Consider the following 14,785-nt stretch of genomic DNA (forward strand, 5'->3'; position numbering starts at 1 on the left):
GGATACCGGCAGTTGCAGTAGTGGAAGGGGCAGATCATGACTCAGGAAACCCACGCTTCGGATGATTACGAGGCACGGATAGAAGCAGCTGAGAGCGGACCATTGAAAGCCGCGGCCCGCTGGGTTGTAGCTCTGGCTTCTGCCACGCTGGGCGATGCCGAGTACGAAGCGAACGAGCCCCAGGTAGTCGTGCATTCCCGCCAAGACGATTCGGTACTGCTGCGCATGACAACCTCCAGCCTCGAAGAAGCTGAGCGGCTGATCGTCCAGATCCGCGCGGATTTGGAGGCCTTGGGCACCGAGGAGTTCAAAGCGGAATGGGAAGGCGCAGGCGACAAGCCCTAGCTGGATGGGCTAGCGGCTAGTTTTCGACAAGAATCCCGTCGATATCCGCATACACCATCGCGCCCGGTCGGACCTTCACATCCCCGATGCTGATCACTTCATCCACCGAACCGTGCGAGCGCTTGACGGTTTTGCGCGGGTTGCTGCCTAGTGCCTTGATCCCGAGTTCCATTTCAGCCAGTGCCGCACGGTCGCGTACGGCGCCGCTGATGATGACCCCGGCCCAGCCATTGGCTTCGGCATTCGCGGCAATCATGTCACCCATCAGGGCGTAACGCAGGGATGCTCCCCCATCGACCACGAGCACTGCGCCATTGCCCGGGAAGCTCAGGATCTCCTTGACCAGGCCGTTGTCCTCATGGCACTTCACGGTACGTGCCGGCCCGTGGAAGGACAGCCGCCCGCCGAAGTCCTGGAATTGAGCCGAGACGGACTGCAGTGCATCCCCCTGCTGGTCGTAGAGGTCGGCGGTGCTGATCGGTTCCTGGTGCATGGTGTTTCCTTCATGAGCTGCGATAGTGGTCCACCACACAGCTTAGCCCGCAGTGCCCGCAACCCCAGCGCATGACGAAAGTGTCAGAGATTCAGTTCCGCTTCATAGGCCTTGGCGTCCAAGGCGCCGAGGCGCGAATTGCGGCGGCCGAAGCCCAGATAGATCGCAGCTCCCACAGCCATCCAGATGGCGAAGACCAGCCAGGTGATGCCAGCCAGGTTGAACATCAGGAACAGGCAGGCAGCGATGCCCAGAATCGGGGTCACCGGATACAGCGGGACGCGGAAGGTCCGCGGGGTATCCGGCTGGGTTTTGCGCAGGTACATTACCGAGACACCTACCAACGAGAAGGCGAACAGGGTGCCGATGCTGGTCGCTTCGGCCAGCTGGCCCAGAGGAATCAGCGAGGCGGCAATGGCCACGACCGCGCCGGTGACGTAGGTGCCGATGACCGGGGTGCGGGTGCTGGGCGAAACCTTGGCGAAGAAGCGAGGGATCAAGCCGTCGCGGCCCATGGAGAGCAGGATGCGGGTCTGCCCGTACAAGGTGGTCAGCACCACCGAGACGATCGCGATCACCGAGGCCAGGGCGAAAGCCAAGACCATCCACTTCTGTCCGGTGATTTCGGAAACAATCTGCACCAGGGCGGCTTCTGACTCGGCGAACCAGTTCCACTCCCGGGCGCCAATGGCAGCTACGGCAACCAGCACGTAAATGGTGGTTACCAGCACCATGGCGATCATGATCGCCCGCGGCAGGTCCTTCTGCGGATTCTTGGCTTCCTCGCCGGCGGTCGAGGCCGCGTCGAAGCCGATGTAGGAGAAGAAGACCATGGACGCTGCCCCGGTCACGCCCGCGGCGCCCATGGGCAGCAGCGGAGCGAAGTTCCCGGCATTGAAAGCGGTGAAGGCGACCACCACGAAGAAGACGAGGATGGCGATCTTCACGATCACCATGACGGTGTTGGCCAGCGCCGATTCGCGGGCACCGCGTACCAGCAGCAGGGTCGCCAAGATGACCACGATCAATGCCGAGAGGTTGATGACGCCGCCGTCGCCCGGGCCGGCGGCCAGGGCTTGGGGCAAAGCCAAGCCGAAGATCTCCAGCGTCTGGTTCACGTAGGCGCCGGCACCCACCGCCACCGCTGCCGCGGAAACTGCGTATTCCAAGACCAGGCACCAACCGCACACCCAGGCCATGCCTTCGCCCAGCGTGGCGTAGGAATAGGAATAGCTGGAGCCGGAGACCGGGACCATGCCCGCCATTTCGGCATAGGAGACCGCCGAAAGCAGCGCGGTGATGCCGGCCAGCACGAAGGCGATCCAGATCGCCGGGCCGGCGACCGGAACGGCAGATCCGAGGATCACCAGGATGCCGGTGCCCAGGGTGGCTCCGACGGAGATCATGACCAGCTGGGTGACGCCCAGCGAGCGCTTGAGCGTCCCGAGCCCGGCGTTGTTCGCGGCGTCGTTGGCCATCGCCTGGATGGACTTGCGCCGTCGCAGCTGCTTGCCCAGTGGGGTGCGGCCATGCTGATCAGAGATACTCGTGCTACTCACTTGAAATCCTTGGTGCGTGCTTGAGGCGTCCTGCCTCGATCAATTGGCCCGGCAAACGACAACGCGCTGGGACTATCTGTGGATGGACAGTCCCAGCGCGTCATGCCGCGTGGCTAAGCTTTATTATCAGTCTTCAAACTTCTTGTCCGGGTTGGATGAGGATCGGTTTACCCCGGTCCCCTTTCCCAGGTCAGGATCATTGTCCTTGGCAGCCATGGTCATCACCGAGATGACCAGCAGGCTTGCGACAAAGGCGATGCCGAAACAGGCCAAACCGATATCGAAGCGCAAGGGATTCTGCGATCCGCCGGTGGAGCTAACCAAGCCGACCACGCCGGCGACGATGGCCAGGATCAGCGAGAAGCTCAGTGGGCCCTTGATTGACTGGCTCCACGGTTGCTTCTTCTTGTTGTTTCCCACCAGGAACTCCGTTTCTACTTTTACTGCAGACCTAAAGACTAGTTGCTTTCCTGGTCCGGCGAATTGATCGTGGTCGGGGCGGCTGCCTTCATTTCATGGCGATGGCCGAAGGCGGCAATCAGCGCGAAAACGGCCAGAACGATAGTTCCGCCGCCAATCAGGCCGAACAATGCGTGCGCATCCATGCCACCGCTGAAGCACAGCGAAATGGCCAAGATCACGCCCACCGCGCCGGTAACCAGCTGGTTCCTGAACGGCGGGAAGGCCTCGCGATGCTTGGCAAAGACGATGAGCTCGGCAATGCCTCCGGCCAGGAATGCAAAGGCACCCACATAGCCGACCCAGGCAATCGAGCTGACGAAGATGGTTGCAATACCAGCCAGAAGCATCAGTCCCGCACCCAGCGCGTAGGGGGCGCGCGACTTCTCCGGCGCGCTTTCCACAGATACGTACTGCCACATGAACACGCCAGTGACAACGAGGAACGCTGCCGTGGAGTAAGTGACAACCTTGTCATCTGCGCCGATCCAGAAAATCGACATCAGGGCATAGGCCAGGGCTGTCAGGCCGCGCAGGAAGACTGGGCGGAAAACTTCTGAAGCTTGAACTGGGGTGGTTTTTGGTGCAGGCACAATTCCTATTCTACCGCTCATAGAACTAACCGCCACTTCGCCCGGGGTTAATCACATCAGCCACGGCGGCGAATCAGCGACTGGTCCAGATCCCAGATGCTCGCCGCGCCCATCAGCTGCATAGTCACTTCCACTTCCTTGGCCAGCAATTCGATGGCACGGCTGACGCCTTCCTCTCCCCCAGCCATCAGGCCGTAGAGGTAGGCGCGGCCAATCAGCACGAAGTCCGCTCCGGCACACAGCGCGGCGACAATGTCCGCGCCGGACATGATGCCCGAATCCATGATGATTTCCATGTCCTCACCGACTTCGGCACGCACTTCGCCCAAGGCCTCGAAGGCGATCGGCGCGCGGTCCAGCTGCCGTCCGCCGTGATTGGAGACCACCAGTCCGTCAGCACCGGCGGCCTGTGCCTTGGCAGCGTCTTCGCTGGTGAGCACGCCCTTGACGAAAAGCTGGCCCTTCCACAGCTCGCGGATCCATTTCAGATCCTCGAAGTCCAAGGAGGAATCGAACATGGAGTTGATGATCGTTGGCAGGTCTGCCGACGTATCCGACAGCGATGCGAACTTCAGCGAATCGGTGGTCAGGAAGTTGTACCACCATTCGGGTCGGTACGACGCATCGAGCACGGTCTTCACGGTCAATTCCGGCGGGATCTTCATGCCGTTGCGGGTATCGCGGTGGCGCTGGCCGGCTACCGGGGTGTCCACGGTGACCAGCAAGGTGTCATAGCCCGCTGCAGCAGCACGTTCCACCAGCGCCCTGGACTTTTCCCGGTCCTTCCACAGATAGAGCTGGAACCATTTGCGGCCCTCGGGTGCCGCCTCGGCGACCTCCTCGATGGATCGGGTGCCCATGGTGGACAGGCTGAAGGGAATCCCTGCTTTCTGGGCAGCCCGCGAGCCGCCGATTTCGCCCTCGGAGTGCATGAAGCGGGTGAAACCGGTGGGGGCGATGCCGAAGGGCAATGCCGATGGGGCACCGGCAATGGTGGTGGAAAGATCCGACTGCGCGGTTCCGTGCAGGATTCGCGGCAACAGCTCAACGCTGTCGAACACCGCTCGGGCGCGGGTCGCGGTGATTTCTCGCCCGGCAGCGCCATCGACATAGTCGAAGGCCGCGGCGGGGGTGCGGCGCTTGGCGATCTTGCGCAGATCCCAGATGTCGGCGGCACCGGCCAGCCGGGCGGCGCGAGGGCTAGTGGAGGGGAGCTTGAACTTCATCAGGCTGACCAGTTCGGCCACGTCGGGCAGTTGGCGCTTGAGATTACCCATGGATTGTTCCTTTACTTCGGTGGAAATTGCCGGTCTAGTACAGGGTGCGCGAGCTTGCGCGGGTGCCGATGAAGATTGCAATGGCCGAGGACAGGCAGCACAGCGCCAGGTATCCCGCTGGCATCGCGATGGAGCCGTTGCCCGCCTGCAAGAGCGCAGCGGCAATCAGCGGCGAGAGCCCAGCGACGATGGCGCCGTTCAGTTCGCGCGCGATGGCAATCCCGGAGAAGCGCACCGAGACGGGGAACAGCTCGGTGAGGAAGGCCCCTTGGGCACCGGAAGTGCACGGGATCACCAGCGCGTAGCCGGCGGCGATGCCCAGGAACCCGAGGGCGAACTCGCCGGTGGAGATCAGTGCGAAGATCGGGAAAGCGAGGACCAAGCCTGAAATGTTTCCCGCCGCCAGCACCTTGGAAGCGCCGAACCGATCGGCGAGCCAGCCGCCCACCGGCGTGAGCAATACGGAGACCAAGGAGCCCAGGGTGACCGCCAGCAGCGCATGGCTGCGTTCCATGCCGCTGGTGACCATCAGGCTCAGCGCGAAGACCGCAAGGATGTAGTTCACCGCGTTATGCCCGGTGATGGCCAGGAAGCCCAGGGCCACGCGGCGCCAGTGCGCGGCGAAGACCTGCACGATGGGGAGCTTGGCCTGCTGCTGCTCGGCACGGGCCGAGGCCATGGCGGCGGCATAGTCAGGGGTCTCTTCCAGCTTGTTGCGGATGTAGATGGCCACGACGAACAGCAGTGCCGAGACCAGGAATGGGATGCGCCAGGCCCACCCGAGCAGTACCACGTCACCGGCCAGCGAGACCAGGAAGAAGCACACGGTGGCCAGCGCGATGCCCAGCGGCGGGGTGGACAGCACCAGCGAGGTGTAGAACCCGCGTTTTCTCGGCTCCACGTATTCGGCCACCAGCGTCATGGCACCGGTCAGTTCCGCGCCAGCGCCGAATCCCTGGATCAGGCGCAGCAGCACCAGCAGGCCCACGGACCACACGCCCCAGGTCTGCGCGGTCGGCAGCAGGCCGATGCCCACGGTGGCGATGCCCATCAGGATGACCGAGAGCAGCATGGCCGGGCGGCGCCCGAACCGGTCCCCCAGGTGGCCGATGAGCACACCGCCCAGCGGGCGGGCCACGAAGCCCACCGCGAAGGTCGCAAAGGACGCGATCGAGGCCGCCGATTCTCCGGCCCCGGCGAAGAACAGCGGACCGATCACCACCGATGCGGCCGCGCCATACAGCGCGTAGTCGTACCATTCAATGGCCGTGCCGAAGACAGAGGCGAACAGGGCCCGGCGCCGGTTGCGCGCTTGCTGCGTGCTGGCAGAGTTCTGGGTGATCGGCACAGTCGTAGTCCTTGCGATAAAGTGGTGTTCCGTAAGATACCTGAAATATATTTCATCCCAGACTAGAGTGTTGCCCAGAGCGATAGCTAGATCAGGTCGCCAAGTTACGCCCCTTAGAAATCGGAAAACCATGGCCAGCTCGCTCTCCGAACAGCTCACGCTCACCTTGCGCGAACGCATCAACCGCGGGGAACTTGCCCCGGGAAGCCTGATCATCGAGCCGGCACTGGCCCAGGAGTTCGAGGTCTCCAAGACTCCGGTGCGCGAGTCCCTGCGCCAGCTCACCAGCGAGGGCCTGCTGCAGGTGCTGCCCAAGAAGGGCTATCTGGTTCGCGCCATCTCGATGAATGATGTCTATGAAGTCCTGGAACTGCGCAGCTTGCTCGAACCGCATGTGGCGGGACAGGTAGCCAGCATGCATTCGGCCGCGCTTGTAGTTTCCCTGGCCGGGCACCTTGAAGCCCAGCAAAAGCTGGCGGTCTCCGACCCCATTGCCTCCATGCATGCCGCCCAGTGCTTCCATAGCGAACTGGCCGCGGCATCGCGCAACTCACGCATTGTGGACAGCCTGGAGAACTGCTTCACGCAAACCGCTCGAGCCCACTACGTGTTGCCTTCCATGCAGCCATACATGTCCCAATCGGACGAGCTGGCCGAGCACCAGTCGATCTTTGCCGCCATACAGAATTCAGATCCTTCAGCGGCCGCCGAGGCCATGACGCTGCATCTGGAATCCATCCGCCGAGCCATGCTGGGACATCACTAGCGGCCAACCACTGGTGCATCATGGGCAATGCACACAGCATCTCCGTGCTCGCCGGTAGATGATGCCCGATAACCGGATTGAGCGGCTTGGCGTGCACGACACGATCTTCTTCGGCGCAGTGGGGCAGCCTGCTGCCATTCCGCCAATCAGGGGACGTGGACTTCTTCGTGGTCCGCGAGAACATCTTCGAAGGCACCGAACGCGAGACCGTCATCTATGAAACGGCAATGACGCGTACCGGTATCGATTGCACCCTGAGTCCAACGCACTAGTCGTTGCCCAGAAGATTGCCGCCCAGGCGATGAAGCTCCAGGGTAATCGCTGGCGAGCGGCCTGGTGGCCTGGGTTCAGCTGCCCAACCGCATCCATGCACTATTCCTGGCACGCAGGGACAGGCTCACGCCGCGAGCTGCCATGTAGCCGATGGCGAAAGCAACCCAGATCCACAAAATCGCTGACGTGGAATCCTTGGCAAAGACCTGAACCGCCCAGAGCATCGGCACGTAGAGAACAAGGTTGGCTATGCCCACCAACCCGAGATAGCGGGCATCCCCCGCACCGATGAGCACGCCGTCCAGCACGAACACCAAACCGCACAACGGCTGGGACAATGCCAGTACCCACAGCCCAACGGTGGTCAGCTGGCGGATCTGCTCATCCGGGGTGAAGATCATCGGGAAGACCCACGAGGTGGCAAGCAGCAGGATCCCGGTGACCACACCGAAGCAGATGCCCCAGCGGCTCATGATCCCGGTGAGCTTGCGGACCTGCTCTGCATCCCCGCGGCCCAGCTCCTGGCCAATCATGGCCTGGGCCGCAATAGCCAACGCATCCAGCGCAAAGGCCAGGAAACTGAAGATCGTGAAGACCAGCTGGTGCGCTGCCAGTGTCTGGGTGCCGGCGTTGGTGGCGACAAGAACCGTGAGGAGCAACGCCGCGCGCATGCTCAGGTTGCGCAGCATCAACCAGGAACCGACTTGCCCGGTGGAAATGAACCCGGACCAGCTCGGCGCCATGGAAATTCCTTGCTTGCGGATTCTTGGCAAGATCATCCACAAATACACCACCGCCATCATCCACTGGGCAATCGATGTGCCAAGCGCGGCACCGGCTACGGACATATCGGCCCAGTAGACCAGCACGAAGTTCAGGACGATATTCAATCCGAAGCCAGCGGTGGCCACGATCAACGGTGTTTTCGTGTCCTGCATGCCACGCAGCACGCCGGTGGCTGCCAGGACCAGCAGCATCGCGGTCAGGCCAGGCATCGAGTAGCGGATGTAATCGACGGCGAATCCAGCGGTTTCCCCTTCGCCGCCCATCAAGCCCACAAGCCGATCGGCACTGAAGTATCCGAGCAGCGACAGCACCACCCCGAGGACTATGGCAAACCACATGCCATCACGCCCCGCCGCCATGGCCTTGCCGGGGTTGCCTGCGCCCAGGGCCCTGGCTACAGCTGGCGTGGTGGCATAGGCCAAGAAGATCATCAACCCCACCGCAGTGTGCAGCACCGTGGTGCCCAGTGCGGCGCCGGCCAGCTCGGCCACACCAAGGTGGCCCACGATGGCCGAATCGGCCATCAAGAACAGCGGCTCGGCGATCAAAGCACCCAAGGCGGGAACTGCCAAGGCAAGGATCTGCCGGGCCAGGCTCCGCGGGGATTCGGTGGGGGTTGAAGGATTCACAACCTCAACTCTACGAAGCAGAGTGGACTTTCACCATTTGCTTGCGCGCAGGAGGATTCCCGGTGCAGTCCTCTTTCCTGCATCCGGAGCGAGTACTAGGTTTGGAAGCAAGCAGGGCACAGCCAGCACCGCCACCAGAAAACAGGTTTCCCATGGGACAAGAACATATTGGCCATTGGCAATGCGCGGGTTGCGCCGTGGAGTTCCCGCCGGGCCCGCAACCCACCGGCACCTGCCCCATCTGCGCCGATGAACGCCAGTACATTCCGGGCGGAATCCAGCGTTGGGTGCGCACCGAAGACCTGGCAGCAGCCGGCCACCAGCTGACGATCACTTCGCTGGAGCCGGGACTGAATGCGATTGCTTCTCCCGAAATCGGCATAGGCCAAAGCTCCTTGCTCGTGGAGACCACCGCGGGCAACCTGCTCTTCGACGTGCCCGGGCTGATTACCGGAGAAATCATTGATTGGCTGGATAGCCGCGGAAAGCTGGCGGCCATTGTGGCGAGCCATCCGCACATGTACGGGGTGCAGCAGCAATACAGCCAGGCGCTGGGTGATGCGCCGATCCTCGTCGCCGAGAAAGATGCGCAGTGGGTCCAGTATTCCTCAGCCGCCGTCAGGACCTGGTCCCAGCCTTTTGAGGTGCTGCCCGGGATCAGGCTGATGCAGCTCGGCGGCCACTTCCCGGGCAGCACTGCGGCTGTTTGGGAAGCAGGGGCCGATGGCCGCGGAGTCCTGCTGGCTGGCGACGCGATTTTCCCCGTGGCCGATGGCAATGCGACCTTCTTGCGCAGCTACCCCAACCGCATCCCGCTCTCGGCTGCCGTGGTGCGGCGCATGGCCAAGGATCTGGAGCCGGTGAAGTTCGACCGCCTCTACAACAACTTCGCGGCCTGCATCCAGGCCGATGCCCACCGGGTGGTCCAGTTCTCTGCGGAACGCTATGCCAGGTGGGTATCAGGAGAATTCGACCATCTGACCTGATATTCCGCGCAAAGTTGAGTATTCCGAATGCGGAATATGAATTATCCGCGAAGGGATGGGTCCCTTTTGGAGAGCAAGGAAGCCAGGATCAGGGCAACCACCTGCAACGCGCCAACGCAAAGCACGACGCTGGCCCAGCCGTAGTGCATGAAGGGGATGCCGATGAGCCATCCAAGCAGTGATGAGCCCACATAGTAGAACAAGTTGTACAGGCTGGAGGCCTGCGCCCTGGCTTCAGTGGCCAGCACCGGCACCCACCCGCTGGCGACCGCGTGGGCCGCGAAGAATCCAGCGGTGAAGATCAGCAACCCGCTGATGATCACGACCAGGTTCCCGGCCAGGGTCAGCAGCAAGCCCAGGGCGCTGGTGAGAATGCTGATGCGCAGGGTATTTCGCCGTCCAGCCTTGGCGACGAGTTTGCTGCTGGCCACCGAGGTGTAGGTTCCAGAGAGGTAGGCCAGGAAGACCAGTGCCGCCCACGAAGCCGGAATCAGGTAGGGCGGTGCTTCCAGCCGGAAAGCCAGGTAGTTGTAGACGGCCACGAATCCGCCCATGAGCAAGAATCCCTGGGCATAGACCAGTGCCATTTTGCCATGCAATGCATGTGCGAACTTCTTGGCGATGCTGCGCAGGTTCTGGCCGTGGATGGGGTCGAAGCCCTGGGCGCTGGGCGCCTTGAACAGGAAGAAGAGCGTCGCCAGGCCAGCCATGATGCTCACTGCCGCGACCCCCCAGCGCCAGCCGGCGGGGTCTGCGACAAAGCTGGCGACCAAGCGTCCGGCCAGCCCGCCAAGGGTGGTGCCGGAGATATAGGTGCCGCTGGCCACGGCAACGGCTCGCGGATTGACCTCGTCAACGAGGAAGGCCAGCGCAGAGCCGGGAACACCTGCCAAGGCAATTCCCTCGAAGAACCGGATCGCCACCAGGAACTCGAAGCTTGGCGACAGGCAGCTGAGCAGTCCCAGAGCAACCGAAGAGATCAGGGCGATGCTGATGACCTTGCGGCGCCCGACGCGGTCGGAAATGATGGCCCATGGAGTCACGGCCAATGCCAGCCCCAGGGTCGCTGATGAAACGGCAAGTGCCGTGTGCGAAGAGGTGATGTGGAAATAGCCGGCGATGACCGGCAGCAGCCCCTGCACCGCATAGAGCTGGGAGAACGTGGCGACGCCGCCGGCAAAAAGCGCCAGCAGCATGCCCCGATAGGCGGGGGTGTTCGGTTCGAGTCCGGTAAATGCCACTGCCTAGGCTCCCACAGGAAGCAGCGGGTAGATCAGGTACACCACCAGCAGCGCTACGGCATTGTTAATGACATGCAGCATGTAGGAGTAGGCCAGCGACTTGCCGCTGAGGATGTAGGCAACACCCATCATGACGCCCAGCATGAAGTACGGCACGACCTCCAGCCACGAGCCGATGCCCGCGCCAATGAAGTGGATGCTGGCGAACAGCACCGTGGAGATCAGTGCGCAAAGCCAGACGTTGAGCTTGCGTGAAAGCTTGCCGATGAGCAGATGGCGGAACAGGTATTCCTCGACGAATGGGCCGAAGAGCGCAGTGACCACCAGCATGACCGGCAGCGGCACCGTTCCGGCCATGGATTCCAGGGCCGCCTGGTTCTCGCTGGTGGCCGCTTGGCCCGTCAAGGCGGCGATGATTCCGTTGGCCATGATGGTCAGGAACCAGCCACCGGGCAGCATCAGCCATTTGGCCCAGGGGTGGTAGCGCATGGTCTTGAACGACTCGAAGAACTGCGGACCGCACTGGATCATCGCGAGAATGAAGAAGGTGACATACAGGATCAGGTTGATCCCGAACAGCGCCTGTTCCTGGGTGGAGAAGGCGCCCATGTAGCCAGGGATCAATCCGATGAGGCCTGCTGCGCCCCCGACAAAGAAGACGAGGTAGGCAAGAACTGTCCAGGAGTCGCCCTTGGTGAATTGCCCGGCGTTGAAGACGCGTTGCTTGGGCCGCGGAGCCGAATAGGGGTTCATGTACTCTGGCCGTTGTTGCATATGACAAGCCTAATCGCCTTCCATGTGGATTTCCCAAGTCCATCGTTCCACGTGAAAGGACGAACCCAGTCCAGCCGACGTCGAAGTCTGCTGGACTGGGTTCAGCGAGCTGCGGTAACCGCGAGCTCCCATCATCTGCTAGTTCTTGTCGAAACCTTCGCGACCCTTGTCCACGAAGGCCGGGAAGAGCACCTTGTAGCTGACACCGGCAATGGCCGCACCGATAACCGGTGCCAGGATAAACAGCCATACCTGGCCCAAGGCTTCCGGGCCGGCGAACCATGCGACGCCCAGGGAACGTGCCGGGTTGACCGAGGTATTGGTGATGGGAATGGACACCAGGTGGATCAGGGTCAATGACAGGCCGATAGCGATCGGCGCGAAACCCTGCGGCGCGCGCTTGTCGGTGGAGCCGAGGATCACGTACAGGAAGATCGCAGTCAAAACGATCTCTGCGACCAGTGCCGCAACCAGCGAATAGCCATCTGGTGATCGCTCCCCATAGCCATTGGAAGCGAAACCGGATTCGACTGCGTTGAATCCGTCCTTGCCCGAAGCGATCCAGAACAGCACGGCACCCGCCACCGAAGCAGCGACGATCTGCGTGACGATGTACGGGAGGACATCCTTCCACGGGGTGCGCCCGGCAAAGGCCGTGCCCAGGGTGACGGCAGGGTTGAAATGGCCGCCGGAGATATGCCCTACTGCGTACGCCATGATCAGCACAGTGAAACCGAAAGCCAGAGCTACGCCCAGGAATCCGATGCCCATGTTCACGGTTTCATCTGCGATGACCTTGGCTGCGAAGATCGCTGAACCACAGCCACCGAAGACCAGCACGAATGTGCCCAAGAATTCTGCCGATAGTTTTGCGCCAACAGTTGGCACAGCTGCATCTGACATGCTTTTTCCTTATCCTCGATGAATTATGCGAGTTCAAGGCCAGCTTATGTCCTGCCGATGGGGCTGCGGTAGGCCTGCGGCTACTTAATAGATCTCATTCGTCTTATTTTTCTTCTGGGTTCATGCTTCTGATCTGCCGCGCCGCAGTTGCGGCGTTCCTAGCTCGTGGTTCGGGGCTGCCGTTCGAAAATTGAAGCGGCCGCAATGCCGACAACGACACCGAGAAGATTTCCCATAGCGCAGTCCCACACCATCTGGGATCCGCTCTTCGGATTAGCCAGCTGAAGCATCAGGATAATCAGCGGCGTGAAAAAGCTGAGGGCAAGGCCGTAGTTCCGGACCATATAGGCCTCGGTTGGGAACATCAGCAAGATGATGCAGCAGCCGATCATCTGTTCGCCGGGAGTCAGGGCCGTGATCCCAAACAACACGCCTATACCGGCCAGGGTTCCCCCGATGCGGTGAGCCCCACGTCGCAACCGTCCCCGGGCATTGCCGACGGCAAGCGGAACGGCCGCCCCGGCCATGGTCCATTGGAGATGCTCGACCTGCAGAGTAATCCCGACAGCTCCAGCTAGGAAGACAACTATCAGGTAGGTGCATGCCCTGCGCAGGATGCGGGGCCATGGAATCGCGAGGCCTTCCGAGCCGCACTCTTCCACTCGTCCGAAGCGTGCGGCTTGGCCGAGCAGGATGCTGAACAGAGCGGTGGCGACGAACGCGGCCAGGCCTTCAAGGGCGGGAAGCTCCCCCACCGACAAAGTTCCCAACGCACCAAACGCAAAGAGCGGAAAGAAGGCACCGCCGGGCTTGAGCCCATATCGATCAGCGATCAATGAGCTGAAGGCCGCCCAGAACATTCCTCCGGCAATCAGCGTCCACCCGCGCATACCCAAGGGGGCCATGGCGATCCCGCAAATTCCCGCACACAGCATCAGTGCAGCTCCGAGCACCTGGTCCTTCAGTCGCTGCGAGCGATGCGGATTTCGGCCGTACATCCCGACAATGGAGCCGAAAACAGCGTAGGCAAGGAGGTCCGTTCTGCCAATCAGCAGCAGTGCAATCCCCGGAAGTCCCAATCCGAGGCCTACGCGCAGGGCCGGGCGGATCTCTGGGCTGTGCGAAATGGCGAAGAGCTGCCAATTCACGAGCGAACCGCGCGTGAATTTGAACTTACCAATGGCTGTGGAGACCGGAGCTGCTCTGCCTGCCGTCATCATGGAATCCCGAGTCGTCCTGGCAATTATCTGATTGCTTGCATCCCTCGGATCCCATGGTGCCTCAAGATGGTCAGGTTCCACTGTTCTCTCCGCTCCCAGTTGCACGGCCCAATTCCTAAGCGACTTGGGGTCTGGTTCTAGGTTCAGGGATTACCATTGATCAGATCCAATAATTAGATCCGATGATTCAGTAAGTGCTACTTATGATTCCTGCTGAGATGCATATCGACCGCAGGGAATGTGCTAGAAATTATCTTTTCGAGCGCCTGCGACATCAGGGTTAATGGACTGCTGTCTTCCATTACAAGAGAAATTTGCGAGGTAACTTGCGGATCATCCAGCCTGTAAAGCTCAATACCAGGCAGAGCTCCCAAGGGTGGCAACCACTGGCGCGGAGCTATGCTGGCCCAGTTCCCGGTGGACACATGCGCGAGCAACGTGACTATCGAGTCGCATTCGATTCGCGGCGAGACTACCAGATCGTGCCGGCTGAGCGTCTGGTCGAGGACCTGGCGCCCTCGAAGAGATGAGTCGAGGAGGCATAAGGGCAACTCCAACGCCGTCGCCCAAGCCGTCGTTGCGCCCTCGGGGAGCATCCCCGGCGCAGTGAGCAGCACATGTTCCTCGGCATAGAGCGGATAGACCAGCAGTCCAGCTAGGTCCTGCGGCTCCGCGTAGATAAGGCCCGCGTCAAGCTCGTAGTTCCTGATCTGACGGACGATGTCCGCCGAATGGAGACTCGCCTGGACGTTGATGCCCACTTGCGGATGCGCACGGGCAAACTTGTCGGTGAGGGTTGCAACAGTTGAAGAGGCAGCAGGAACCGTTCCCAATCGAAGTGTTCCGTTCAGGCCATTCTCGTAATGGGAGATTTCCTGTCTCAGCGAGGCATGGTCTTTCAGGATTTTCCGAGCCCATTTGAGAACCGTCTCGCCTTCAACGGTCAGTCCTTGGAAGGCATGGCCCCGGCGGACCAATGGCGCGCCCAGTTCCTTTTCGAGTTTTCGAATGCCCTCTGATAATGCTGGCTGGGAGACCGCGCATTCTTCAGCTGCCCGGGCAAAATGTCCCTCATTGGCCAGTGCCACCAGATATTCCAACTGTCTAAGCATCATGTTCATATTGCATCATTT

16 protein-coding genes are annotated in these 14,785 nt (G+C 61.5%); 4 read left to right on the plus strand and 12 right to left on the minus strand.

Annotated elements, in window-relative coordinates; all coding sequences use genetic code 11:
- Positions 1–36: 36 nt before the first annotated feature.
- Positions 37–345 carry a hypothetical protein gene (locus ACFVHU_RS07355; protein ID WP_105656103.1) on the plus strand — a complete coding sequence of 103 codons (309 nt, stop codon included), beginning with the start codon at positions 37–39 and terminating at the stop codon, positions 343–345.
- Between the two features lie 16 nt (positions 346–361).
- Here the strand turns inward: ACFVHU_RS07355 and rraA are convergent, their stop codons facing one another.
- The 6 genes from rraA to ACFVHU_RS07385 form a co-directional block, all read right to left on the minus strand.
- Positions 362–838: a ribonuclease E activity regulator RraA gene (gene rraA, locus ACFVHU_RS07360; RefSeq protein WP_332502708.1), complete on the minus strand. Its 477-nt coding sequence runs from the start codon at positions 836–838 to the stop codon at positions 362–364.
- Between the two features lie 83 nt (positions 839–921).
- Positions 922–2,316, minus strand: coding sequence for an amino acid permease (locus ACFVHU_RS07365; RefSeq protein ID WP_286134064.1), 1,395 nt, complete (start codon positions 2,314–2,316; stop codon positions 922–924).
- 207 nt (positions 2,317–2,523) lie between these two features.
- On the minus strand, positions 2,524–2,817 hold the full coding sequence (locus ACFVHU_RS07370) for a hypothetical protein (protein WP_286134039.1): 294 nt from the start codon (positions 2,815–2,817) through the stop codon (positions 2,524–2,526).
- 38 nt (positions 2,818–2,855) lie between these two features.
- Complete coding sequence (locus ACFVHU_RS07375) at positions 2,856–3,449, minus strand: DUF308 domain-containing protein (protein ID WP_105662065.1); 594 nt, start codon at positions 3,447–3,449, stop codon at positions 2,856–2,858.
- 56 nt (positions 3,450–3,505) lie between these two features.
- On the minus strand, positions 3,506–4,726 hold the full coding sequence (locus tag ACFVHU_RS07380; RefSeq protein WP_388023551.1) for an alpha-hydroxy-acid oxidizing protein: 1,221 nt from the start codon (positions 4,724–4,726) through the stop codon (positions 3,506–3,508).
- A gap of 34 nt (positions 4,727–4,760) precedes the next feature.
- Complete coding sequence (locus tag ACFVHU_RS07385) at positions 4,761–6,074, minus strand: MFS transporter (protein WP_388023554.1); 1,314 nt, start codon at positions 6,072–6,074, stop codon at positions 4,761–4,763.
- Positions 6,075–6,204: 130 nt separating this feature from the next.
- Here ACFVHU_RS07385 and ACFVHU_RS07390 point away from each other — a divergent pair, with 130 nt between their 5' ends.
- Together ACFVHU_RS07390 and ACFVHU_RS07395 are read left to right on the plus strand one after the other, a co-directional pair.
- The gene (locus ACFVHU_RS07390) at positions 6,205–6,840 is read left to right on the plus strand and encodes a GntR family transcriptional regulator (protein ID WP_105656097.1); all 636 of its coding nucleotides are present in this window, start codon (positions 6,205–6,207) and stop codon (positions 6,838–6,840) included.
- Positions 6,841–6,917: 77 nt separating this feature from the next.
- Entirely contained in the window at positions 6,918–7,112 is a 195-nt protein-coding gene (locus ACFVHU_RS07395; RefSeq protein ID WP_388023557.1) for a hypothetical protein, read from the plus strand.
- 75 nt (positions 7,113–7,187) lie between these two features.
- Here the strand turns inward: ACFVHU_RS07395 and ACFVHU_RS07400 are convergent, their stop codons facing one another.
- Complete coding sequence (locus ACFVHU_RS07400) at positions 7,188–8,528, minus strand: MATE family efflux transporter (protein WP_105656095.1); 1,341 nt, start codon at positions 8,526–8,528, stop codon at positions 7,188–7,190.
- A 152-nt stretch (positions 8,529–8,680) separates the two neighbouring features.
- Between ACFVHU_RS07400 and ACFVHU_RS07405 the strand changes: the two genes are divergently transcribed.
- Positions 8,681–9,514, plus strand: a complete 834-nt coding sequence (locus ACFVHU_RS07405) for a hydrolase (RefSeq protein WP_332731283.1) — start codon at positions 8,681–8,683, stop codon at positions 9,512–9,514.
- A 41-nt stretch (positions 9,515–9,555) separates the two neighbouring features.
- On the opposite strand, the gene ACFVHU_RS07410 is transcribed toward ACFVHU_RS07405, so the two are convergent.
- The 5 genes from ACFVHU_RS07410 to ACFVHU_RS07430 all read right to left on the minus strand — a co-directional run bounded on the left by ACFVHU_RS07410 (position 9,556) and on the right by ACFVHU_RS07430 (position 14,773).
- Positions 9,556–10,755: an MFS transporter gene (locus ACFVHU_RS07410; RefSeq protein WP_388023561.1), complete on the minus strand. Its 1,200-nt coding sequence runs from the start codon at positions 10,753–10,755 to the stop codon at positions 9,556–9,558.
- A 3-nt stretch (positions 10,756–10,758) separates the two neighbouring features.
- The gene (locus ACFVHU_RS07415) at positions 10,759–11,529 is read right to left on the minus strand and encodes a CPBP family intramembrane glutamic endopeptidase (RefSeq protein ID WP_388023564.1); all 771 of its coding nucleotides are present in this window, start codon (positions 11,527–11,529) and stop codon (positions 10,759–10,761) included.
- A gap of 138 nt (positions 11,530–11,667) precedes the next feature.
- On the minus strand, positions 11,668–12,432 hold the full coding sequence (aqpZ, locus tag ACFVHU_RS07420; RefSeq protein WP_105656091.1) for an aquaporin Z: 765 nt from the start codon (positions 12,430–12,432) through the stop codon (positions 11,668–11,670).
- Between the two features lie 158 nt (positions 12,433–12,590).
- On the minus strand, positions 12,591–13,649 hold the full coding sequence (locus ACFVHU_RS07425; RefSeq protein ID WP_388023568.1) for an FUSC family protein: 1,059 nt from the start codon (positions 13,647–13,649) through the stop codon (positions 12,591–12,593).
- 200 nt (positions 13,650–13,849) lie between these two features.
- On the minus strand, positions 13,850–14,773 hold the full coding sequence (locus tag ACFVHU_RS07430; RefSeq protein ID WP_388023571.1) for a LysR family transcriptional regulator: 924 nt from the start codon (positions 14,771–14,773) through the stop codon (positions 13,850–13,852).
- Positions 14,774–14,785 lie beyond the last annotated feature (12 nt).

Origin of the sequence: Glutamicibacter sp. NPDC127525, from assembly GCF_042672105.1 — a bacterium.
GTDB lineage: Bacteria > Actinomycetota > Actinomycetes > Actinomycetales > Micrococcaceae > Glutamicibacter.

What these genes read in the sequence shown, in the direction of transcription:
- ACFVHU_RS07355 (WP_105656103.1), top strand. Translation starts at nt 37, where the DNA reads ATGACTCAGGAAACCCACGCTTCGGATGATTACGAGGCACGGATAGAA.
- rraA (WP_332502708.1), bottom strand. Translation starts at nt 838, where the DNA reads ATGCACCAGGAACCGATCAGCACCGCCGACCTCTACGACCAGCAGGGG.
- ACFVHU_RS07365 (WP_286134064.1), bottom strand. Translation starts at nt 2,316, where the DNA reads ATGGCCAACGACGCCGCGAACAACGCCGGGCTCGGGACGCTCAAGCGC.
- ACFVHU_RS07380 (WP_388023551.1), bottom strand. Translation starts at nt 4,726, where the DNA reads ATGGGTAATCTCAAGCGCCAACTGCCCGACGTGGCCGAACTGGTCAGC.
- ACFVHU_RS07390 (WP_105656097.1), top strand. Translation starts at nt 6,205, where the DNA reads ATGGCCAGCTCGCTCTCCGAACAGCTCACGCTCACCTTGCGCGAACGC.
- ACFVHU_RS07405 (WP_332731283.1), top strand. Translation starts at nt 8,681, where the DNA reads ATGGGACAAGAACATATTGGCCATTGGCAATGCGCGGGTTGCGCCGTG.
- ACFVHU_RS07415 (WP_388023564.1), bottom strand. Translation starts at nt 11,529, where the DNA reads ATGCAACAACGGCCAGAGTACATGAACCCCTATTCGGCTCCGCGGCCC.
- aqpZ (WP_105656091.1), bottom strand. Translation starts at nt 12,432, where the DNA reads ATGTCAGATGCAGCTGTGCCAACTGTTGGCGCAAAACTATCGGCAGAA.
- ACFVHU_RS07425 (WP_388023568.1), bottom strand. Translation starts at nt 13,649, where the DNA reads ATGACGGCAGGCAGAGCAGCTCCGGTCTCCACAGCCATTGGTAAGTTC.
- ACFVHU_RS07430 (WP_388023571.1), bottom strand. Translation starts at nt 14,773, where the DNA reads ATGAACATGATGCTTAGACAGTTGGAATATCTGGTGGCACTGGCCAAT.